The organism is Pseudomonas sp. Ors-4-3C, from assembly GCF_055755035.1.
Genome location: NZ_CM146900.1, coordinates 2,949,393 through 2,972,355 on the forward strand (window position 1 = coordinate 2,949,393; position 22,963 = coordinate 2,972,355).

Consider the following 22,963-nt stretch of genomic DNA (forward strand, 5'->3'; position numbering starts at 1 on the left):
TATTGGCCTGAAATGTAGATCAGGCCGGAACGCCGAGAATGATATGCGAAGCCTTGATCACCGCCGTGGCGCTCACACCTTTGGCCAGACCCAGCTCGGCAACCGCATCACGCGTGACGATCGAATAAACCTTCGAACCGCCGGCCAGCTCGATCACCACTTCAGCATTGACCGCACCGTCGGTGACGCTCAACACTTTGCCTTCCAGGCAGTTACGCGCCGACAGGCGAATGTCGCTGGATTCGGTCATCAGCATCACCCAAGGTGCCTTGACCAGCGCAACGGCTTCCTTGCCAACGGCGATGCCAAGGTTCTTGATGCTTTCCATGGTCACGACGGCAACCAGTTGCTCGCCCCCGGCCAGGGTCAGAACCACTTCGGCGTTGACCGCACCGGCCTGCACCTGGCTGACGTTGCCTTTGAATACGTTGCGTGCGCTGACTTTCATGACGGGCTTCCTTTTTTGACTTTAGAGTTAGGAAAAACAGCCTGCATCATCAGAGTTAGCGTTATGTAGAAACAACTACAGCGCTGCGCTCTGTTGTCACACTTGCACTGTGCAAACACCTGTCGAGCAACAATAGATCAGATCAACAGATCTTCATAAAACGCGCCAAACGGTCGCTGCGGGTGGGCGATCTGGATTTCCAGAATCCACACCCCGGCATTTGGCGTCTGCTCGAAATCGCCGAGATTGCCGCCGCGATGGATCGCATGAGGGAAATCGCTGACGCGGTGGCCCTTGATGTCGAGATTGAGTTTCCAGCCCATGGCTTCGGCCTGATCGCTGGCGTAACGGTACAACTCGACACCGCTCACGCCTTGGCGCCATAACGCCTCGACGCGCTTGAACAGCTCTTTGGACGCCGCTGCACAGGCGATCATTTCCGGATCGGATCCGGTGGTGAAGGTTTCGCCGGCATCGCCTTCGTGCCCCTGCCAGACCACGCCCATGTCGATGAAGAAAATATCGTTCTCACCGAGTACCGGATCGCCCTCGGAACGTTCCTTGAACGCCTTCAGCGTGTTGGCGCCAAAGCGGATCAGCAGCGGGTGCCAGATGCGGTCCATGCCCAGTTCGGCGAGGATCTGTTTGCCCTGTTCCTGGGCTTCGGATTCACGCATGCCGGGCTTGATCACCTTGGCGATGGCATCAACGGCGTTCCAGGTCAGGTCCTGCGCATGACGCATCGTTTCCAACACAAACCGCTCACCGACTGCTTCTTTACCGCTCAGGGCTGCACTCATGTCCTTGTCCTCATGGCTACGCTGTATAGTTTTTTATATTGCGAAACGCCGATCAAGATACAGCCATGACACAACGTGTCAATTACTCTTCTGCGCGCACCACGCCGCGCTCCTCCAGCAAACGCACGAACATGCTCAAGCTGCGCGACACCGTGCCCCGGCGCCAAACCAGCCACGTGGTCAGATAGCGAAAATCCGCTGCCAGCGGCCAGACGCTGACCGTCGCGCTGCCGGGCATGCTCTGCAGCATTTTGCGCGGCATCAACGCCAGCCCGGCCCCGGCGCTGACGCAGGCGAGCATGCCGTGATAGGACTCCATCTCGAAGATCTTGCCCGGCACCGCAGCGTCGGTGCTGAACCATTTTTCGAAGTGATGACGATAGGAGCAGTTGGAGCGAAACGCATAGATGTTCTCGCCGTTCACATCCGCCGCGCGCTGCACCGGCGCGTGATTGAGCGGCGCGATGATGACCATCTCTTCCTCGAACGCCGGCACGCCTTCGAGCGTTGGATGCAACACTGGGCCGTCGACAAACGCAGCGGCCAGACGCCCAGAAAGTACGCCGTCGATCATCGTCCCGGATGGCCCGGTCGACAGATCCAGATCGACTTTCGGGTGAAGCTGGTTGTACGCCGCCAGCAGTTCGGGAATGCGCACCGCTGCGGTACTTTCCAGCGAGCCGAGAGGAAACGCGCCCTGCGGCTCTTCGCCAGCGACGGTGGCCCGCGCCTCCTGTACCAGATCGAGAATACGCCGCGCATATTCGAGAAAACTCCAGCCGGCGGGCGACAAACGCAGACGGCTTTTCTCGCGGATGAACAGGTCGACGCCCAAGTCCTGCTCCAGTTGCTTGATCCGCGTGGTCAGGTTCGATGGCACGCGATGAATCTGCGCCGCCGCAGCGCTGATGCTGCCGTGCTCGGCAACGGCCTTGAAGATTTCCAGCTGCACCAGATCCACAGTCATTCTCCAATCGTGAAAGAAACGATCTTTATTATTCAGTTTCCAGAAAACAAACGCCACCCTACTCTAGGCCCATCCACTGAACTCGCAGGAGCCAGCCATGAGCCAGATTTCCAGCCAGACCCACGCCATCTCGATCAACCCCGCCACCGGCGAGCAGATCGGTCACTACGCCTTTGAATCAGCCGAGGCTCTCGACGCTGCGCTGACCCGCGCCGCGTTCGGTTTCTCGAAATGGAAACGCAAGCCGCTGCAGGATCGCTCCCGCGCCTTGACCGCCCTTGCCGGCGCTCTACGCGAAACTGCCGAAGCCATGGCGACCATGATCACTTTGGAAATGGGCAAGCCGATCGCCCAGGCCCGTGGCGAAATCGAGAAATGCGCCAAGCTTTGCGAGTGGTACGCCGAAAACGGCCCGGCGATGCTCGACGCCGAACCGACTCAGGTCGAAGGCGGCAAGGCGCGCATCGAGTACCGTCCGTTGGGCCCGATCCTCGCGGTGATGCCTTGGAACTTCCCGATCTGGCAAGTGCTGCGCGGTGCGGTTCCGGCGCTGATCGCCGGCAACACTTACGTGCTCAAGCACGCGCCGAACGTGATGGGCAGCGCCTACCTGCTGCGCGACGCGTTCAAGCGCGCCGGTTTCGCTGACGGCGTGTTTGAAGTGATCAACGTCACCCCTGAAGGTGTTTCCAGCGCCATCGCCGACCCGCGCATCGCCGCCGTCACCCTGACTGGCAGCGTCCGCGCCGGCATGGCCATCGGTGCCCAGGCGGGTGCCGCGCTGAAGAAATGCGTGCTGGAGTTGGGCGGTTCCGACCCGTTCATCGTGCTCAATGACGCTGATCTGGACGAAGCCGTGCAGGCTGCCGTCGTCGGCCGCTACCAGAACTCCGGCCAGGTCTGCGCCGCGGCCAAGCGTCTGATCATCGAAGAAGGTGTGGTCGAGGAGTTCACCCGCAAATTCGTTGAGGCCACCCGTCAATTGAATGTCGGTGATCCGCTGTCCGCCGACACCTACATCGGCCCAATGGCGCGTTTCGATCTGCGTGACGAACTCGACCAGCAAGTGCGCGACACCCTCGAAGAAGGCGCCACCCTGTTGCTCGGCGGCGGCAAGGCCCAAGGCCCGGGCAACTACTACGAGCCGACCGTGCTGGCCGATGTCACCGACCGCATGACCTCGTTCAAACAGGAACTGTTCGGCCCGGTCGCCTCGATCATCACCGCCCGCGATTGCGCCCACGCCATCGCCCTGGCCAACGACAGCGACTTCGGCCTGACCGCGACGATCTACACCGCCAACGTGCAACTGGCCCAGCAGCTGACCAGCGAACTGGAAACCGGCGGCGTGTTCATCAACGGCTACTCCGCCAGCGACCCGCGCGTGACCTTCGGCGGCGTGAAGAAAAGCGGTTTCGGCCGCGAACTGTCGCACTTCGGCGTGCGCGAGTTCTGCAACGCGCAGACCGTGTGGCTGGATCGCAAATAATCAGGACTCCAACACGCACTGGTGGGAGTGGGCTTGCTCACGAAGGGGTCGGCATGTTCAGCATTGATAGTGACTGATCTGACGCCTTCGCGAGCAAGCCCGCTCCCACACTCGAAAATTCCGCACACACCGCTATAGCAAGTCGGGCGTTGCTTTTTGCGGCTGCGCAACCGCCCGATCCTTGCTCAGCAGCCCCAGCACCACTGCCGCCGAAGCCAGCGTGATCACGGTCAGGATGTGCAGCAGGTACTGGAACGCCGAGGCATAACCTTGCACCAGACGCTCGCTGGCCAGCCCCGCAATGGCGTTGATCGCGTGCGCCATGTCGCCCGTGGTAACCCGGTGCGCGGTCTCGGCAATCAACCCCGTGTCGACACTGCCAGCCACCGCGCTCGACAGATCGGTGTGCAGCAGCGAAGCGAGAATCGCCGCGACACTTGCCAGGGCAATGCCCTCACCCGCCACGCGCACCGTATTGAAAATCCCCGCGGCCATCCCTGCACGTTCTTTCGGCACCACGCTGACCGACAAGCCATCCATCAAGCCCCATGGCAGGCCGGCGCCAACACCGATCAACACCGATCAACACCATTGGAATGACCAGAGCGAATTTCGGCTCGCCAACGTTGTACAGACTCAGCCAGTGCAGCCCCAGCGCGGCGATCAGAAAACCGATCCCCGACAGGATGCCCGCCGAGACAAACCGGGTCATCGACGCCGCCAGCATCGGAACCACCAGCATCGGTGCGGACAGCGCGAGCAACAGCAGACCGGCGTCGATTTCACTCAAGCCTTCAACCCCGATAAAGCGCAGCGGCAGCATTACAACCAGCACGATGTAGCAGTAGCAGGTACCGATCGGCAGCATTTGCACGCCGATGAAACGCGGAAAACGGAACAGGGTCAGGTCAAGCATCGGCCGTTCGACGCGCATTTCGATGATCACGAACAACGCCAGCAACAATGCCGACGCACCAAGCAGACCGACCACCAGCGGGCTGCCCCAACCGCTTTCCGGGGCCTGGATCACGCCGAACGTGAACAGCGCCAGCATCGCGCTGAAGGTGACAGTACCCGGCCAGTCCAGGCCCGTGGCGTCCGGGTCACGGGTTTCGCGCATGCGGGGCAGGCCGAAGACCATGGCGATCACACCGATCAACGCGGTGAACACGAAAATCGCCCGCCAATTGAACGCTTCGATCAAGGCCCCGGCCGTCAACGGACCGAAGGCCAGACCGATACCAAACGTAGTACCGAGCATGCTGTACGCACGAGTGCGGGCATGGCCTTCGAACTCCTGGGCCAAGGCCGCTGAACCACTGGCCAGCGCTGCAGCCCCCGCCACACCCTGAACGGCGCGCAGCACGTCGAGCCAGAACACCGACGGCGCTAGGCTTTGCGCCAGCGAGGCTGCGGTAAACAGCAACATGCCGAAGGTAAACAGGCGCTTGCGGCCGTAGACATCAGCCAGTGCACCTGCGGCCATCAGCAAGCTGCCGAAAGACAACATGAACGCGTTGGTGATCCACGTCAGGGCGACAGGGCTGCCGCCCAGATCACGGCCGATGGCGGGGGTTGCCACCGCGCCGCCGGTAAAACTTAACGGAAGAACCAGTGCCGACAGGCAGATGGCCGCGAGGATCAGCAGCTTGTCGCGCTCACCCCGCTGTTGAGCAACAGATGTCATGAGTCAATCCTGTGTCAGAAGGAAAAATCGCTGCTCGAAGGCAACGCGTAAACAGCCCGATCCCTGTAGGGGGACGCCGTTGGAAGGCCATTGTTGATGACGCCAAGCTATTGATAAACTCCGCCAATCGAGACGCTTAGTCGCTCAAGGGGAGACAATCATGGAACGTGCCGATACTTCATTTCCCGACATCGCTGCGTTTGTCGGCGTCGCCCAGACCGGCAGCTTCACCCGCGCAGCGGAGAACCTGGCGACCAGCAAATCCAACGTCGGAAAGGCCGTTCAGCGCCTGGAATCACGCCTGGGCACCAAGCTGTTTCAACGCACCACCCGCGCGGTGCGTCTGACCGAAGACGGCGAGACTTATCTGCTGGCCGCGCAAGCCGCACTCGATGGCTTGCGCGACGCCGCCCAGGCGCTGGCAGCACGCAAGGAAGAACCGATCGGCCGTGTGCGTCTCGACATTCCCTCGGGTTTTCGCCAGTTGTTTCTGCCAACCCTTTCCGAGCTGCGTCATCGTTACCCACAGGTCACGCTTGAGCTGTCGATGACCGATCGCATGTCAGATGCCGTGGGCGAAGGCTGGGACATCGTCGTGCGTGCCGGCGTCCTGCCCCAGGACAGCGAAATGACCGTGCGCAAACTGTGCAACACCACGTTGAGCCTGTACGCATCGCCGGACTATCTGGCCCGCCATGCGCCGATTGAAACGGCGGCGGACCTGGTGCACCACGATGCGGTGATTTTCCGTGGTTTCACCGGGAAGCTGCGGCCATGGTCGCTGACCGAAAACGGGCACTTTCGCGAACTGGCGCCACCGCCGGTGCTGGTGCTTTCCGACGGTCAGGCGATGATCGATGCGACGGTGGTGGGCCTCGGCATTTCACAGCTGTTCAACCAGGTCGCCCAGCCCTATGTCGATTGCGGACGTCTGGTCCCGGTATTGCCGGCACTGGATTCGCCCGGGCCTCCGGTGCACGCGCTGATCCCTCTCGGCAATCGCATGCCGGCGAAAACCCGCGCCGTGCTCAACTACCTCGCCGATCGCTTGCGCTAGCCTTGCAATACATCACTGCGGGAACGGGCTTGCTCGCGAAGAGTCCGGGTCAGTCACCATCACGTTCACCTGACACAGCGCATTGGCGAGCAAGCCCGCTCCCACAGGTAATCAGGCATTCGATCGTGTGCATCGCCGGGAGCAGCGTCGCTGCGAGTTCAACGGCCCGGGCCGTCGGGCGTACGCCCCGGCCCGTGCGTACAAACAAGGGATCGGCAAACCGCACCCGCAACCGCGCCAGTGCGCCACTCACGGCGGGCTGACCGACCTTGAGCAGCGCCGCCGTGCGCGAAACATTACGCTCGCGAAACAGCACCACAAATGTCACCAGCAGGTTCAGATCGACACCACGAAAACTCGCCTCGTTGATCGCCATCGCCCTGCCTCACACCTGACTCGCGGTGAAACTGCTGGCCGCGACGCGCTTGACCGCGCGACAATCGAGCAGCCGTTCCAGATCATTCAACGCCGGATGGGCGAAGTGCGCACGCATCGCCGCCGTCGACTCCCAGTAGCCGGTGATGATCCACAGATCGGCATCCGCCAGGCTGCGCACCGCCTGATAGGACAGACATCCCGGCACCTCGCCCAGGGTTTGCAGCAGCCGGTCGATCGGCGCACGCAAGTCTTGCGACTGGCCGCTGACCGCCAGCACTTCGATCACATTGACCGCAGCGGTTTTCATATCGATTTCTCCCCAGCATTGCCCCAGCCGCCCCCCAGGGCACGGATCAGATTGACCGTTGCCACCGCCTGCGCGCCCTGCAGTTGCACGGCGGCCCGACGCGATTGCAGCGCCGTGCGTTCGGCGTCGATCACCGACAGATAAATCACATCGCCCTCGGTGTATTGCGCCTGCGCCAACCGGGCCGCACGCGCCGATGCATCCACGGCTTGCGCCTGAGTCTGTGTCTGCTCTTCCAGCACCCGCAGGTCGGACAGGTTGTCTTCCACTTCGCGGAACGCCACCAGCACCTGCTGCCGATAGTTGGCCACGTCCTCTTCATACTCGGCGTTGGCCTTGGCCAGATTGCCCTTGCGCAAGCCGCCGTCGAAGATCGGCAAGTTCAGCGCAGTGCCGGCCAGCGGCCCGAGCAGGAAGGTCCGGCTGCTCCAGTGGAACAGATTGCTCAGAGAGCCGGACTCGAACCCGGCCGAGCCCGTCAATGTCAGCGACGGAAAGAATGCCGCTTTCGCCACACCGATCCGCGCATTGGCCGCCGCCATTTCCCGCTCGGCCGCAGCGATGTCCGGCCGCCGCTCCAGCAGCGACGACGGCAGCCCCGCGGGAATGCGCAAGGTCACTGGATCGAGCGGACTGGCCGCCAGGGAAAACTGCGCCGGACTTTTGCCCAGCAACACCGCCAGGCTGTGCTCGGACACTGCGCGCAAGCGCTGCACGGTCATCGCATCTGAACGCGCCGTGGCCAGCTCGGTCTCGGCCCGGGCCACGTCCAGTTCGCTGATGTCGCCCAGCGAATAGCGCTGCTGCACCAGCTTCAGCGCTTGTTCGCGCAACCGTACCGTCGAGGCATAAACCTCGTTTTCGGCATCGAGTTGGCGCAAGGTGAAGTAGTTCTGCGCCAGGTCCGCCTGCAACGCCAGCAACACCGAACGGTAGAGTGCCTCGCTGCGTTGGGTTTGTGCATCGGCAGCCTCTACCGTCGAGGCCACCCGACCGAACAGGTCGACCTCGTAAGACACGCCCGCCTGCGCACGCCACAAGGTCTGGCTGGCACCCTTGCCGCTATCGGATTCATATTGCGAGGCTGGCGAGACCCGTTGCCGGGTCGGACCGACACCGGCGTCCACCGTCGGGAACAGTTGTGAGCGCTCCGCCTGATTCAACGCCCGCGCCTCCTTCAACCGCGCCGCTGCCGCCAGCAGACTCTGGTTGGCATCGCGCGCTTGTTGCTGCAAGTCGTTCAACTGCTGATCGCCGAACACCGTCCACCATTCACCACGAGCGATGCCCTCCGACGGCTGCGCGGTTTTCCAAGACCCGGCTTCAGCGGCAGACAACGCGGTACGCGGCTCCTGGGTCTTCTCTTCCTTGTAGGCCGGTGGCATCGACACATTGGGTTTGAGGTAAGTCGGCGCCAGCGAGCAACCGGCGGTGGCCAGTACCGCGGCGAGCCAGACACTGCCCACCAGCAAACGATTCAAGGCAAATACTTTCATGTCGTTCTCCTTACTTCTCGTAGGCCGCTTGCGGCGTGCGCGGCAAAGTCGGGTGGGTCGAAACGCCGTGAGTGACAATGCTGTGATCGTGGGCCGTTGCGTCGGCGCCCGGGTGCGGATGCCTGCCGTGCGTGTCGACCAGATGCTCGACACCGGACAGCTTGCGCAGCAGCACGTAGAACACCGGCGTCAGCATCAGCCCGAACAGGGTCACGCCGAGCATGCCGAAGAACACCGCGATGCCCATGGCCTGGCGCATCTCGGCACCGGCGCCGGTGGAGAACACCAGCGGCACCACGCCCATGATGAACGCGATGGAGGTCATCAGAATCGGTCGCAGCCGCAGCCGACTGGCCTCGATCGCGGCTTGCACCACGCTGCGGCCCTGCATCTCCAGTTCACGGGCGAATTCGACGATCAGGATTGCGTTCTTCGCCGACAGCCCCACCAGCACCATCAAGCCGATCTGGGTGAAGATGTTGTTGTCGCCATGGGTCAACCACACCCCGGCCAGCGCCGAGAGAATGCTCATCGGCACGATCAGGATGATCGCCAGCGGCAAGGTCAGGCTTTCGTACAGCGCCGCCAGCACCAGGAACACCAGCAATACGCTGATCGGGAACACCCACAGCGCCGAATCGCCGGCCAGCACTTGCTGGTAGGTCAGGTCCGTCCATTCGTACCTGATACCGCGCGGAAACACCTCTTTCGCAATCCGGTCGACCGCAGCCTGCGCCTGACCGGACGAATAACCCGGGGCCGGCCCGCCGTTGATATCGGCAGCGGTGAAGCCGTTGTAACGCACGACCATTTCCGGGCCGTAAGTGGTGGTGACCTTGATCAGCGACGACAGCGGCACCATCTCGCCCTTGTCGTTGCGGGTTTTCAGCACGCCGATATTTTCGGCGTTGGCACGGAACGGGGCATCGGCCTGAGCCCGTACCTGATATACACGGCCAAAGGCGTTGAAGTCGTTGACGTACATCGAGCCCAGATAGATCTGCAGGGTGTCGAATACATCCGTCACCGACACCCCCAACTGCTTGGCCTTGACCCGATCCAGCTCGACATTCAGTTGCGGCATGTTGATCTGGAAGGTCGAGAACGCCGGGCCGAGTTCCGGCGCTTTGGCGGCTGCGGCGAGGAAGTCCCGCGTCGCCTTGTTCAGCGCCTCGTAACCCAGCGCGCCGCGGTCTTCGATCATCAGCTTGAAGCCGCCAACAGTGCCCAGACCGGCCACTGGCGGGGGCGGGAACACGGCAATCGCGGCGTCCTTGATACCGGCGTATTCAGCGTTCAACCGGGCAACGATCGCCGAGGCGGATTGCTCCTTGCTGCGGTACTTCGAGGGCTCCAGCACCGGAAACACCAGGGCGCTGCTCGGCGAGTTGGCCAGGCTGACCGACAGACCGGGGAACTGCGGCAAGTTCTTCACCCCGGGAATCGCCAGGGCGATATCGCCCATGTCGCGCACGACTTTCTCGGTTCGGTCCAGGGTCGCGCCGCTCGGCAGTTGCGCGATCGCTACCACGTAATCCTTGTCCTGCCCCGGCACAAAACCGCCGGGCACAATTTTGCCCATCCACACCGCCGCGCCGAGCAACACGCCATAGATCACCAGCATCACCAGTTTGCGGTTGACCACATGGCGCACGCCTTTGCCGTAATTGTCCGAGCCACGATTGAACACTCGATTGAAGACGTTGAAGAAGCCACCAAGCAGCGTGTCCATGATCCGCGTCAGACGATCTTTCGGCGCGTCATGCCCCTTGAGCAGGATGGCCGCGAGTGCCGGCGACAAGGTCAGCGAATTGAACGCGGAAATCACCGTCGAAATCGCGATGGTCATCGCAAACTGTTGGTAGAACTGCCCGGTGAGTCCGGACATGAACGCCAGCGGCACAAACACCGCCACCAGCGTCAGTGCAATCGCGATGATTGGCCCGCTGACTTCCTGCATGGCTTTATAGGTCGCATCACGGGGCGACAGACCGGCTGCAATATTGCGCTCGACGTTCTCCACCACCACGATCGCGTCGTCGACCACGATGCCGATGGCCAGCACCATGCCGAACAGCGACAAGGCGTTGATGGTGTAACCGAACCCCAGCAGCAGCGCGAACGTACCAATGATCGACACCGGCACCGCCAGCAACGGGATCAGCGACGCACGCCAGGTTTGCAGGAACACGATGACCACCAGCACCACCAGCGCGATGGCCTCAAGCAGGGTCTGGATCACCGCGTGGATGCTGTCGCGGACAAACTGGGTCGGGTCGTACTTGATGCCGTAATCGACACCGTCCGGCATGTCCTGTTTGATTTCCTCCATGACCTTGCGCACGTCATCGGAAATCTGCAGCGAGTTGGCACCCGGCTGCTGGAAGATGATCATCTGCACTGCAGGCTTGTTGTCGAGCATGGCGCGCAAGGTGTATTCGGAGGCGGCCATTTCCACCCGTGCCACGTCCGACAGATGCGCCACCGCGCCGGCGCTGCTCTTGAGGATGATGTCGCGAAATTCCTGCTCGGTCTTCAGTCGGCCCTGGGCGTTGACGCTCAGTTGCATTGGCACGTCGGTGAGCATCGGTGCACCGCCGACAATGCCGGCAGCGACCTGTACGTTCTGCTCGCGAATGGCTTTCACCACGTCCAGCGCGGTCATGTTCAGACGTGCGACTTTCTGCGGATCGAGCCAGATGCGCATCGAATAATCGCCCGCACCCCACATCACCACTTCACCGACGCCGGGAATCCGCGCCAGGCGATCCTTGACGTTGATCAGCGCATAGTTGCGCAGATAGGTCAGGTCATAACGCTGATTGGGCGAAAGAATGCTCACGCCCATGGTCAGGGTCGGCGACGACTTGATGGTGGTCACACCAAGGCGCTGCACGTCCTCAGGCAAGCGCGGCAGGGCCTGGGCCACGCGGTTCTGCACGAACTGCTGAGCCTTGTCCGGATCGGTGCCGAGCTTGAACGTCACGGTAGTGGTCATCTTGCCGTCACTGTTGGCCAGAGACTGCATGTACAGCATGTCCTCGACACCGTTGATCTGTTCTTCGATTGGCGAGGCCACGGTTTCGGCGATGACTTTCGGGTTGGCGCCAGGGTATTCGGCACGCACCACCACCGAGGGTGGCACCACTTCGGGGTATTCGGCAGTCGGCAGCCGGGTCAGGGCGATCAGCCCGGCCAGCACGATTACCATCGACAACACACCGGCAAAGATCGGCCGGTCGATAAAGAATTTTGAGATGTTCATGGCGATTCCCGGATTAAGCCGCAGGCCTGGCGGCGCGATTGACGCTGACCATGTCGACGGTATTGACGTGAACGGCGTCGTTGGGGCGTACACGCTGTACGCCGCTGACGATCACCCGGTCTCCTGCCTTGAGGCCGGACGTGACGATGCGCAGCCCTTCATGCAGGTTGCCCAGCGTCACTTCGCGGTACTCGACGCGATCCTGGGCGCCGACCACCAGCACGAACTTGCGCGCCTGATCGGTGCCGATCGCCGAGTCGTCAACCAGCACGGTCTCGAACGGCTTGCCGCCACCGACCTTGATCCGCGCATACAGACCCGGCAGCAGCGCGCCGTTGGCGTTGTCGAAACGCGCCCGGACGCGGATGGTGCCGGACTGGGTGTCGAGCTGGTTGTCGATCGAATCCACTGCGCCCTGACGCGAATAGCCGTCTTCGTCGGCCAGCCCCAGGGACACGGGGGCGCCGCTGCCGGACGCCTGATTGAGGTAGCGCAGGTAGGTTTGTTCATCGACATCGAACGAGGCGTAGATCGGCGAGACCGATACCAGGCGGGTCAGCAGCGGCGCCGTTGCGCCGCTCGACACCACGTTGCCGACCGTCAGTTCGGCGCGGGAAACTCGACCGGCCACCGGTGCCTTGATCTCGGTGTACGACAGGTTGACCCGAGCGGCATCCAGCGCTGCTTTCGCCACCTTGACCTGAGCCACGGCTTCACGGGCGGCGTTTTGTTTCTCGTCAAAATCACGCTTGGCGATCGCGTTCTGTTCCACCAGCCGGGCGGCACGTCCGGCGTCGGTGGCGGTATAGCCGGCACGGGACTCGGCAGCAGCCAGTTGCCCGGCGGCGCGATCGACTTCCGCCAGATAGGGACGCTGGTCGAGGGTGAACAGCAGATCGCCCTTCTTCACCAGCGTGCCATCCTTGAAGTGCACGCCGACGATGGTGCCCGGCACCAACGGTCGGATATCCACTTTGTCGACCGCCTCCAGGCGCCCGGAATAGCTTTGCCATTCACTGATCGTCTTGAACACGACGGTGGCAACATCCACCTCGGCTTTGGCGGCTGGCGCGGTGTCGGCATGAGCGTTGGCTATCGGTCCGAAATGATCGCCATAGTTGACGACGATGCCGGCCGTGCCGGCCACTAAGAGCGCACTTAATGCGACGGAAAGCCGTTTACGACTGGCGACCATTTCACTTCTCCCGAAACTATTGATGATGTTCAAAACTTATTAAAAAACTGCAACTTCAAGACGCACGCATCCCTGCAATAAAACTTCACTGCATAACTTCCCGATACGCGATTAGTTCAATCCATGAGTTCTGCCGACAAGGCGCCGATGTATTCATCGACAATGCCGCTTTCACTCAGCGCGCAACACAGTCGGTGCACATAATCTGCGTTCGTCCCCATCGGTCCTTCGGCGAGTGCCACACTACCGGCGATGGTCTCAATCCGTGCATCCGCCTCGAACAGCGGGTGATCGGGATCCGCGACAAACACCAGCGCCAGTACGTCACGACCATCGGCCAGTTGCACGCCGGTCCAGATCGGCCGGTAGGCACCGGTGGGCATTTCGCGGATCCACAGTGAAATCAGTTCGTCGCGAGCCACCGCCTGGCTGATCTTGAACGCGACGCCGTGGGTTTCCCCGCCGCGCTGCAGGGCCAGCATCCGACCCGGCAGTGCCACTGTCGCGCGCCCGGCGATCATCCGCAGGCAGAAACTGCGATGCCAACCGTGCAGGGTCGCCAATTGGTGCTCGGCAAATTCGAACAGCGGGTTCCAGATCAGCGAGCCGTAACCGAAGACCCAGATGTCGCCCTCGCCGGGACGCGCGTTCAGGGTGTCTTCCATCGACTGACCGATCCGCTCCAGCGTCCACAACAGTTCCGGGGGAACGTCGCTGAACTTCTCCAGATAAGCGCCTGAGCTGATCAACTGTTTCGTCAACATCGCCGTGGTCTCTGCGGTGGGCATTTGCCGTTGAGCGAATGGTGGCCGAGACCTGACGCCGGATAAACAACACCGGACGCTACTCTTAGTAGCTCCAGCGGAGACAATCAGGCCTGAATGCCCGCCCCGGCGGGTTTGGCGGAGGGATAGCTGTGCGGCCCAATTGTCTCCATAAAAGCTACAGAGCATCACCTTTCACGGTATTTATCGCCTTAACCGCGGCGTGCAGACTGGATTTGCCGGTCCACTCCAGGGCCCCGACTTTCTCCCAAAGGTGACTACCATGAAGCTCTACATTGCCAACCAGACTTGCTCCCAGGCCGTCCAGATCATCGCCAACGAATTGGGCCTGACCCCGGAATTGGTGCACTTCGACGTATTCGGCCGGACCACCTCCAGCGGCGAAGATTTCGCGGCGGTGAACCCACTGCTGTATGTACCCGCCCTGCTGCTCGACAACACCTTCAACGATATCCTGTCGGAAACCATCGTCATTACCTCCTACCTCGCCGACCAGCATCCAGAGTCCGGCCTGATCCCGGCGCGCGGCACGCTGGAACGGGTCAAGGTCGACCAGTTGCTGACCTTCGTCGCCACCGAGATCGCCCAGAAACACATTCCGTTGATGCGCAAATTGCTGACTGAAGACGGCACACAGTGGACACGCAACAAGATCGTCAGCGCCTATGCCCAACTCGACGCACGCCTGGCCGACGGCCGTACCTGGCTGACCGGTGACCAGTTCTCCGTGGCCGATGCGTACGTCTTCGCCACCTGGTGGCACGAACGCTCCGGCGCACAGATCGAACACCTGCCACACCTGATGGCGTGGAAGAATCGCATCGATGCCCGCCCTTCGGTGCACAAGGCGCTGACAGAAGAAGCGGCGCTGTACAGCAAACATATGGAACAACTAAAACAACTTGATTGAAGGGCTCGAAGAAACAGGTCGCTCAAGCGGCCTGTTTGCATTTGCGATATCCGTCAAGTTGATAACAACATTAAAAACCGGGCAAAAAAAAGGCCGCCTGATAACAGGTGGCCAAAACCAAAGGGTAAACAGAATAGGGATTTCATGTTTACGGTCGCGAGTTTATTCAGATCCGCGACAACTTTCTTATTGTTACCGGCAATACCTGACATCAACAAAATCCGCTTTACTGCAGGAGCAGACAGTGAGGTCTATAGTGATCAGGTCTTGTGCCCTGGCGTCGAGCGTTGCCCATGACCTCAACCGAACACCTGATCATCTGCGAGCATTGCGACTGCGTGTACGAAAAAGTCGTGCTCGGCAAACACCAGAAAACCCTCTGCGTACGTTGCGGCGGCGTGCTGCAGCGCTATAACGGTTTGACCGTCGAGCAGCGCCTGGCCTTGAGTTTCACCGCGGCGATGCTGTGGCTGTTCGCCAATTTCTACCCGGTGATGAGCATCAGCATGAAGGGTTTGAAAAACAGCGCGACGCTGTGGGATTCGGTGCTGGCGCTGAGTCAGGGGCCGATCACGTTCATGGCGATGGTCGCGGCGATTTCGATCATCATCGCCCCGGCGTTTCAACTGGTGCTGTTGATCTGGGTGCTGAGTTTCGCCCTGTCGTCGCGCCGCGCGCCGGGGTTCAAGCTGTGCATGCGCTGGCTGGAAACCCTGCGTCCGTGGAGCATGCTCGAAGTGTGTCTGCTGGGGGCGATGGTCGCGGTGTTCAAACTGGCCGGGCTGCTCGATGTGCTGCCGGGTATCGGCCTGTTTGCCCTGGCCGTGTTGAGCCTGATGATGATCCGCATTGCCGGGCGCGACATTCGTGACCTTTGGGACATCCTATGAAGCGTCCAGCGACCGCCAGCGAACTGAATCTGTGCCTGTGCCACAGCTGCGGGCTGGCCTGCGACATGACCGATGAGCCGCACCAATGCCCGCGTTGCGACGCGCCGTTGCATCGGCGCAAGACCAATTCCCTGGCGCGTACCTGGGCCTTCCTGTTTGCCGCGCTGGCGTTTTACGTGCCGGCCAATCTGCTCCCGGTGATGAACACCATGATGCTCGGCAACGGCGCCGACAGCACGATCATGAGCGGCGTGCTGGAATTCTGGGAGGGCGGCGCGTGGGACATCGCGCTGATCATTTTCATCGCCAGCATCGCGGTGCCGGGCATCAAGTTCGTGGCCCTGTCGCTGCTGCTGATCACCGTGCAGCGCGACAGCAACTGGGCGCGCCGTGAGCGCTCGAAGTTGTACCGTTTCGTCGAGCTGATCGGCTACTGGTCGATGCTCGACGTGCTGGTGGTCGCGCTGGTCGCGGCGCTGGTGAAGTTCCAGGCGCTGGGCGATATCGAACCACGCCCGGGCATCCTGTTTTTCGGCATGGTGGTGGTGTTCACCATGCTCTCGGCGATGAGTTTCGACCCACGGCTGATCTGGGACAACGCCCCGGACGACGAACCGCTCAGCGACGTACCACCTCAAGCAGCACCTGCAACGGATGGCGCAGCGCCCGATCCGACTGGCGCTTGACCTGACTGCGGCACGAATAGCCGGTGGCCAGTGCTTCGCCCTGCTCCGCCGGTGCCTCGACCTGCCGCGCCCACGATTGCTCGTAGATCTCCGCCGAGGTTTCACGGTTGCGTGCTTCATGGCCGTAGGTGCCGGACATGCCGCAGCAACCGGTGGCCTGCGTCGCCAGTTTCAAGCCGACCCGTTCGAACACTTGCTCCCACTGACGGGTGGCGGCCGGCGCGTTGGTTTTCTCGGTGCAATGCGCCAGGAGTCGGAATGCACTTGCCGATTTGTTATTCGCCTGCTCCGGCACCACCTTGAGCAGCCATTCCTGTACCAGCGCGACTTCCGGGCATTGGTTCATGCCGGGCACTTTCAAGTATTCCTGGCGATAGACCAGGGTCATCGCCGGATCCAGCCCCAGCAACGGTACGCCAACATCCGCCAGCTCTCGCAGTTGCCGCGCATTGCGCAGTGCCGCGCGGTTGAACGCCGACAGAAAGCCCTGCACATGCAGCGGCTTGCCGTTGGCGCTGAAAGGCGCCAGATAAACCTGATAGCCAAGCCGCGAAATCAGCTCCACCAGATCCGCCAGCAGCGGCGCTTCGAAGTAACGGGTGAAGGCATCCTGCACCAGCACCACACTGCGCTCGCGCTGGGCCTGGGTCAGCGTCGACAGCGCGGCAACCGTCGCCGGCTGCACCTTCCAGCGGCGCATCGCCGCGTGGAAGTCAAAGCGGCTGAGCAACGGCACATCGACCATTCCACCGAGACGCTCCAACTGTTGGCGCACGAATGAAGCGCCCATCAAACCGTTGTACAGCGCCGGAATTCGCGCCATGTACGGAATGCTGTACTCCAGCGAAGCAATCAGATAATCCCGCGCCGGGCGCAAATAACGGCTGTGATACAACTCCAGAAACCGCGAACGAAACTCCGGCACGTTGACCTTGACCGGGCATTGCCCCGCGCAGGATTTACACGCCAGGCATCCGGCCATGGCGTCATACACCTCATGGGAAAAGTCTGCGGCCTGCCCACGGCTGTTGCGCCAGCGCGTCCACAGGTTGCGGAAAAACGCCGGGCGGCGGATCGCATCCGACAGCACATCCACCCCTGCCTCGCCCTGCAAACGCAGCCATTCACGGATCAGTGAGGCGCGGCCCTTGGGCGATTGCGCACGCTCGCGGGTGGCTTTCCACGACGGGCACATGGCGTCGTCGGGATCAAAGTTGTAGCAGGCGCCGTTGCCGTTGCAATGCATGGCGGCGCCGTAGCTCTGCCAGACCTTTTCGTCGATCTGCCGGTCGAGTTCGCCGCGCAGGGTCACTTCGTCGATCTTCAGCAATGCCGCAGCGGTGTTGGCCGGGGTGGCGATCTTGCCCGGGTTGAACTGGTTGAACGGGTCGAACGCGGCTTTCAGTGCCTGCAACGCCGGGTACAGCTCGCCGAAAAAGGCCGGCGCGTATTCCGAGCGCAGACCTTTGCCATGTTCGCCCCACAACAGGCCGCCGTAGCGTTGGGTCAGCGCGGCGACACCGTCGGACACCGGACGCACCAGCGCCGCTTGCTGCGGGTCCTTCATGTCGAGAATCGGCCGCACGTGCAGCACACCAGCATCGACGTGGCCGAACATGCCGTACTGCAAACCGTGGCTGTCGAGCAGTTCGCGCAACTCGGCGATGTACTCGGCCAGATGCTGCGGCGGCACCGCGGTGTCTTCAACAAACGGCTGCGGCCGCGCTTCGCCGGCAACGTTGCCGAGCAGGCCGACGGCGCGCTTGCGCATGCCATATACCTTGTTCACCGCCGCTTGGCCGACCGCCAGCGTATGGCCAAGGCGTTCGACCGTGGTGTCACTGCTCAAGTGCTCAAGGAAGGCTTGAACCCGGTGCTGCAGATCTTCAGGATCGTCGCCACAGAACTCCACCAGGTTGATCCCCAGCGTTGGCCGCTCGGCACTTTCCGGGAAGTATTCGGCGACGCCGTGCCAGACGATGTCCTGCATCGCCAGCAGCAACACCTTGGAATCCACGGTTTCAATCGACAGCGGCTTGAGCGCCATCAGCGCCCGGGCATCGCGCAGCGCATCCATGAACCCGGCGTAGCGGATGTTCACCAGCATCGTGTGCTGGGGGATCGGCAGCACGTTGAGCTTTGCCTCGACCACAAAGCCGAGTGAGCCCTCGGCGCCGCACAGCACGCTGTTGAGGTTGAAGCGGTTGTCGGCCTCGCGCAGGTGCGCCAGGTCGTAGCCGGTCAGGCAGCGGTTGAGATCGGGGAAGCGCTGCTGGATCAGCTCGCCCTGCTCGTCGATGATCTGCCGCGCACAGCGATAAACTTCACCCACTCGATCTTCACGGGCGCACAGCGCTGTCAGGTCGTCTTCCGCCAGCGCGGCGCCGTGCAGGCGTTCACCGCCGCGCAGAACCATGTCGAGTTCCAGCACATGGTCGCGGGTCTTGCCGTAGGTGCAACTGCCCTGGCCGCTGGCGTCGGTGTTGATCATGCCGCCAACGGTGGCGCGGTTGGAGGTCGACAGTTCCGGGGCGAAAAACAGCCCGGCGGATTTCAGCGCGGCGTTGAGCTGATCCTTGACCACCCCGGCCTGTACCCGCACCCAGCGCTGCTCGACGTTGATTTCCAGAATGCGGTTCATGTGCCGCGACAGGTCGACGACGATGCCGTCGGTCAGCGACTGGCCGTTGGTGCCGGTCCCACCGCCACGCGGGGTAATCACCACTTGCTGATACGCCGGCTCGGCGATCAGCCGTGCCACCCGCGCCACATCCTCCGCATCCATTGGAAACACCGCCGCTTGCGGCAGACGCTGGTAGATCGAGTTGTCGGTGGCGAGCACTACGCGGCTGGCGTAATCGGCACTGATCTCGCCACGAAAACCACTGGCTTTCAGGGCGTTGAGGAACAGTTGGTAATCGGTGGTCAATGCAGCGGCGGGTGACAGCTGGGCAATCATCGGTGAGGAAATCTCGGTCAAAATCGGGCCGTGTGGCGGTGAACAGTTGTGCGCAATGAATGATTGCGTCACGCTCCCGCCATCTCATGGTGCTTATGTTCATTGCTTGGTGCCGTCGGGACAAACGTAAAATCGACCCGCAATCCATGACTAAAACGAATGAATCCGCGAACCCTCACCCCTTCCATGTCGTTATTGCTGGCCTTCGAGGCCGCCGCACGCCATGAAAGCTACACCCGCGCCGCCCACGAACTGTCGCTGACGCAAAGCGCGGTCAGCCGTCAGGTGCAGATTCTGGAAAAGATGCTCGGCATGCGCCTGTTCAGCCGCGAAGGTCGGCAAGTGGTGCTGACCGACGTCGGGCGCATGTATCAGCGTGAACTGGCCGAAGCCCTCGGGCAGATCCGCAGCGCGACCCTGCAGGCCATGGCGTTCGGTTCAGGCATCCACAGTTTGCGTCTGGCGACGCTGCCGACCTTCGGCTCGAAATGGCTGCTGCCGCGACTCAAGGACTTCTACACCGCGCACCCCGGCATGACCGTGCACTTGCATTCACGGATCGAAGCGATTGACTTCGACACCAGCGAGATCGATGCGGCGATCTGTGTCGGTGCGGGAGACTGGCCGGGCTTGAGCGCCCTGCCCCTGCACACTGAAGAACTGGTGGTGATTGCCAGTGCGCAGTTGTCATTGGCCGAACGTGATGAAGCGGAACAACACATCGCCGGGCAGTTACTGCTCAATGTCAGCAGCAATGCCCAGGCCTGGGCGGAATGGTTCACCCATCATGGCTTGCCACACCGCAGCATGCGCATCGGGCCGAGCTTTGAAATGACTTCGCACCTGATCCAAGCGGTGCGGGCGAATATCGGCGTGGGGCTGGTGCCGCGGATTCTGGTGGAGGATGAATTGCTTAACGGCGAGCTGCTGCAACTGGGGGAGCCGATCACCAGCCGGCGCAGCTATTACCTGGTGTATCCGCCGCGGAATGAGGCGTTACCGTCACTGAAAGCGTTCAGGGATTGGTTGGTGGATACGCTCTGAACAGCAGCAGTGCCTTTTTAACGGTGGAGGCGCACTCGGCCCTTTCAACAGCGGACTATCCAACGGTTTTCCGTCTGGCCCAAAGAACAGGTGTTCATATTTCTTTGGCATTGGTTGTGGTGCTCGGGCGCTCATAATCAATCCTCTGATGCCGGGCTGAACTCAACCCATTTAACCTTCGCGGAATCTATCAACAAATATTCAGCGCCAAAAGGCGCCACTTTGCCATCTTCGTGCAGCCAACGCGGCTTATGGATCACGAACTGGCCGTTGGATGATTCCGGCGGCCACTCGGCCGGCCAGCCAAGAACGCGCCTTTCGTCATGCAAATGCAGGGTGATGAGCCGATCAAATTGCGCGAATGCGCAGAACCATTCGCTTGGGTAAGAAGATTGTTTCGTTACGTTTCTGCTACGCAACCATCCATGCAACTTGTCATTGGTCGCTAAAAAACAGGACAGCAATCCAAGTACCAGCGAACAAAAGAATGCCCATGACGTCTGCGCCTTGCCATCCCATATTCCTACAGAAAATCCCTTCGTCCCCACCCACAAAAAGATCACGCCAATACCTGTTATCACCCCATGAATCACAAACGTAAAAATCAACGCCTGCACAATCTGCCCAAAGGTGTCAGGCCGCTTGAACGAAGTGAGCGTGTAAAAAATCCAGGTAGAAACAAATCCGGGAATCAGATACTGCAACAACGGAATAACTTCCTTGACCAGATCATCCATGATCCGTGGCTCCTTGAAAGACTTGCCGGCCCGATAAGTGACCGGCAATCAAAGCCTAGCGCACGCTGAAAAAATGCCGCCGCGCAACTGTCACAGCGCATTACGCCAGCCGCTAAAACCTACGCATCCTGCAAAATCAGATCAGCGCCCTTCTCCGCCACCATCAGCACCGCCGCATGCGTATTGCCCGAGGTCACGTTCGGGAAGATCGACGCATCGACAATCCGCAACCCGGCAAGGCCATGCACCTTCAGACGCTTGTCGACCACCGAAGTCTGCTCATCCGCCCCCATAGCGCAGGAACCACAGAGGTGATAGATCGAGCCACAGTTGTCGCGGAAGTACTGCAACATCTGCTCGTCGGTTTCCACTGCCGGTCCCGGCAGGACTTCATCAACGGTGATGCTCTTGAGCGCCGGGGCGTTCATGATCTTGCGCATCAGGCGACTGCCCTGAATCACTTCGTCAATGTCCTTTTGCGTGCTCAGATAGTTCGGATCGATCAGTGCCGCATCACGCGGATTCTTCGACGCAATTTCGACGTAGCCGCGACTGGTCGGCCGGCACGGGTTGAAGCACAGCAGGAAGCCCGAATACGGCTCCGGCTTGAGGCTGGCCTTGTTGTTTTTCGGAATCTGGTACGACAGCGGGTTGAAGTACAGCTGCAAATTGGGATGCGCCTGCTGCGCGTTGCCACGGAAGAAACCGCCCGCCTGATTGACGCTCATGGCCAGTGCGCCCTTGCGGGTCAGCAGGTATTTGATGCCCAGTTTGAGCTGGCCGAACAGCGAGCTCAGTTCATCGTTCAGCGTCGGGATATTGGCTTTGTAGTAGTAGCTGACGCACAGGTGATCTTGCAGGTTCTGCCCCACTGCCGGCAGGTGCCTGACCAGCGGGATCTGGTGCTTTTCCAGCAACGCGCGATCAGCCACGCCGGACAATTGCAGGATTTTCGGCGTGTCGACGGCGCCGGCACACAGGATCACTTCCTTGCGCGCGGTGAACGTCCGCACCACACCATGCTGGGTGATCGAGATGCCTGTGGCGCGCTGCTGCGTCTCGTCAAACAGTACGCGATCGACCAATGCGTAATGCTCGACGGTCAGGTTCGGCCGGCTCAGTGCCGGATGCAAATGCGCGAAGCTGCTGGAGCAACGCTGGCCGTTTTTGGTGTTGACGTCGTACAGGCCCGCGCCTTCGAATTTTGCCCCGTTGAAATCGTCGCTGCGCGGGTAGCCCAACTCTGAACAGCCCTCGAGGAACACATCGCAAATCGGGTGAGTCTGGCCCTTCATCGGAGTGATGCTGATCGGGCCGCTAGCGCCGTGGTATTCGCTGTCACCCAGCGGATGGTTTTCCAGTTTGCGGAAGTACGGCAGCACGTCCTTGAAGCCCCAGCCGTCGTTACCGTTGGCCGCCCAGTCATCGAAGTCATGGGCCTGGCCGCGCACGTAAATCATCGCGTTGATTGAACCCGAACCGCCCTGCACTTTGCCGCGCGGAGCGTAGATTTCGCGATTGCCCAACTGCTTCTGCGGCTGGCTGTAGTACATCCAGTTGAAGGTCGGGTTGTAATACATTTTGGCGAAGCCGACCGGGATCCTGAACCACAGCGAGCTGTCCTTGCCACCCGCTTCCAGCAGCAGCACCGTGTATTGCCCGGAGGCCGAAAGCCGATTGGCCAGAACGCAACCTGCTGCGCCGGCGCCAGCGATGATGTAGTCGTATGTCATGCACGGTTACCGCGTAAGTCGTTGTACAAAAAATCGGATGAGCAACGCATGTCCCCTGTGGGAGCGGGCTTGCTCGCGAAAGCGGTGTGTCAGGTTCACAAATGTCAGCTGACCGAGCGCCTTCGCGAGC

At 61.3% G+C, this 22,963-nt stretch carries 18 protein-coding genes and 1 pseudogene; 6 read left to right on the forward strand and 13 right to left on the reverse strand.

The genetic code is table 11. The features are described from left to right. Window positions 1-19: 19 nt before the first annotated feature. The 3 genes from ACVHNU_RS13045 to ptrR all read right to left on the reverse strand — a co-directional run bounded on the left by ACVHNU_RS13045 (window position 20) and on the right by ptrR (window position 2,209). Complete coding sequence (locus tag ACVHNU_RS13045; RefSeq protein WP_262143537.1) at window positions 20-448, reverse strand: TOBE domain-containing protein; 429 nt, start codon at window positions 446-448, stop codon at window positions 20-22. Window positions 449-585: 137 nt separating this feature from the next. Further along, on the reverse strand, window positions 586-1,248 hold the full coding sequence (locus tag ACVHNU_RS13050) for a M24 family metallopeptidase (protein ID WP_473019932.1): 663 nt from the start codon (window positions 1,246-1,248) through the stop codon (window positions 586-588). A gap of 82 nt (window positions 1,249-1,330) precedes the next feature. Beyond that, window positions 1,331-2,209: a putrescine utilization regulator PtrR gene (ptrR, locus tag ACVHNU_RS13055; RefSeq protein WP_045122799.1), complete on the reverse strand. Its 879-nt coding sequence runs from the start codon at window positions 2,207-2,209 to the stop codon at window positions 1,331-1,333. 103 nt (window positions 2,210-2,312) lie between these two features. On the opposite strand from ptrR, the gene ACVHNU_RS13060 reads away from it, so the two are divergent. Next, on the forward strand, window positions 2,313-3,704 hold the full coding sequence (locus tag ACVHNU_RS13060; protein ID WP_473019933.1) for an aldehyde dehydrogenase family protein: 1,392 nt from the start codon (window positions 2,313-2,315) through the stop codon (window positions 3,702-3,704). Between the two features lie 132 nt (window positions 3,705-3,836). On the opposite strand, the pseudogene ACVHNU_RS13065 reads toward ACVHNU_RS13060, so the two are convergent. Beyond that, window positions 3,837-5,391 (reverse strand): annotated as a pseudogene (locus ACVHNU_RS13065) (MFS transporter). Between the two features lie 160 nt (window positions 5,392-5,551). On the opposite strand from ACVHNU_RS13065, the gene ACVHNU_RS13070 reads away from it, so the two are divergent. Beyond that, window positions 5,552-6,448 carry a LysR family transcriptional regulator gene (locus ACVHNU_RS13070; protein ID WP_051018084.1) on the forward strand — a complete coding sequence of 299 codons (897 nt, stop codon included), beginning with the start codon at window positions 5,552-5,554 and terminating at the stop codon, window positions 6,446-6,448. Window positions 6,449-6,497: 49 nt separating this feature from the next. Here ACVHNU_RS13070 and ACVHNU_RS13075 read toward each other — a convergent pair whose 3' ends face one another. The 6 genes from ACVHNU_RS13075 to ACVHNU_RS13100 form a co-directional block, all read right to left on the reverse strand. After that, the gene (locus ACVHNU_RS13075) at window positions 6,498-6,824 is read right to left on the reverse strand and encodes a LysR family transcriptional regulator (RefSeq protein WP_103484169.1); all 327 of its coding nucleotides are present in this window, start codon (window positions 6,822-6,824) and stop codon (window positions 6,498-6,500) included. A 9-nt stretch (window positions 6,825-6,833) separates the two neighbouring features. Beyond that, complete coding sequence (locus ACVHNU_RS13080) at window positions 6,834-7,133, reverse strand: antibiotic biosynthesis monooxygenase family protein (RefSeq protein ID WP_473019934.1); 300 nt, start codon at window positions 7,131-7,133, stop codon at window positions 6,834-6,836. Continuing rightward, window positions 7,130-8,629 (reverse strand): efflux transporter outer membrane subunit, encoded by a 1,500-nt coding sequence (locus tag ACVHNU_RS13085; RefSeq protein ID WP_003225878.1) that lies wholly within the window; start codon window positions 8,627-8,629, stop codon window positions 7,130-7,132. The genes ACVHNU_RS13080 and ACVHNU_RS13085 overlap by 4 nt, the downstream gene beginning before the upstream one ends. Window positions 8,630-8,639: 10 nt before the next feature. Next, window positions 8,640-11,894: an efflux RND transporter permease subunit gene (locus ACVHNU_RS13090; RefSeq protein WP_473019935.1), complete on the reverse strand. Its 3,255-nt coding sequence runs from the start codon at window positions 11,892-11,894 to the stop codon at window positions 8,640-8,642. Window positions 11,895-11,907: 13 nt separating this feature from the next. Beyond that, window positions 11,908-13,089, reverse strand: a complete 1,182-nt coding sequence (locus tag ACVHNU_RS13095; protein WP_103484171.1) for an efflux RND transporter periplasmic adaptor subunit — start codon at window positions 13,087-13,089, stop codon at window positions 11,908-11,910. A 116-nt stretch (window positions 13,090-13,205) separates the two neighbouring features. Continuing rightward, a complete protein-coding gene (locus tag ACVHNU_RS13100; protein ID WP_003225884.1) occupies window positions 13,206-13,853 on the reverse strand; it encodes a gamma-glutamylcyclotransferase in 648 nt (215 codons plus the stop codon). A 283-nt stretch (window positions 13,854-14,136) separates the two neighbouring features. On the opposite strand from ACVHNU_RS13100, the gene ACVHNU_RS13105 reads away from it, so the two are divergent. The 3 genes from ACVHNU_RS13105 to ACVHNU_RS13115 all read left to right on the forward strand — a co-directional run bounded on the left by ACVHNU_RS13105 (window position 14,137) and on the right by ACVHNU_RS13115 (window position 16,360). Next, the gene (locus ACVHNU_RS13105) at window positions 14,137-14,784 is read left to right on the forward strand and encodes a glutathione S-transferase family protein (protein WP_003225885.1); all 648 of its coding nucleotides are present in this window, start codon (window positions 14,137-14,139) and stop codon (window positions 14,782-14,784) included. A 293-nt stretch (window positions 14,785-15,077) separates the two neighbouring features. Continuing rightward, window positions 15,078-15,674: a paraquat-inducible protein A gene (locus ACVHNU_RS13110; protein WP_003225887.1), complete on the forward strand. Its 597-nt coding sequence runs from the start codon at window positions 15,078-15,080 to the stop codon at window positions 15,672-15,674. Further along, window positions 15,671-16,360: a paraquat-inducible protein A gene (locus ACVHNU_RS13115; RefSeq protein WP_103484172.1), complete on the forward strand. Its 690-nt coding sequence runs from the start codon at window positions 15,671-15,673 to the stop codon at window positions 16,358-16,360. The genes ACVHNU_RS13110 and ACVHNU_RS13115 overlap by 4 nt, the downstream gene beginning before the upstream one ends. Here the strand turns inward: ACVHNU_RS13115 and ydiJ are convergent. Continuing rightward, window positions 16,293-19,319, reverse strand: a complete 3,027-nt coding sequence (gene ydiJ / locus ACVHNU_RS13120; RefSeq protein WP_473020070.1) for a D-2-hydroxyglutarate dehydrogenase YdiJ — start codon at window positions 19,317-19,319, stop codon at window positions 16,293-16,295. The two genes, ACVHNU_RS13115 and ydiJ, sit on opposite strands and share 68 nt — an antisense overlap. A 159-nt stretch (window positions 19,320-19,478) precedes the next feature. Between ydiJ and ACVHNU_RS13125 the strand changes: the two genes are divergently transcribed. Beyond that, window positions 19,479-20,363: a LysR substrate-binding domain-containing protein gene (locus tag ACVHNU_RS13125; RefSeq protein WP_045122511.1), complete on the forward strand. Its 885-nt coding sequence runs from the start codon at window positions 19,479-19,481 to the stop codon at window positions 20,361-20,363. A 137-nt stretch (window positions 20,364-20,500) separates the two neighbouring features. Here the strand turns inward: ACVHNU_RS13125 and ACVHNU_RS13130 are convergent, their stop codons facing one another. Then, entirely contained in the window at window positions 20,501-21,100 is a 600-nt protein-coding gene (locus ACVHNU_RS13130; RefSeq protein WP_473019936.1) for a DUF6338 family protein, read from the reverse strand. 119 nt (window positions 21,101-21,219) lie between these two features. Next, entirely contained in the window at window positions 21,220-22,833 is a 1,614-nt protein-coding gene (locus ACVHNU_RS13135) for a GMC family oxidoreductase (protein WP_473019937.1), read from the reverse strand. Window positions 22,834-22,963: the final 130 nt, after the last annotated feature.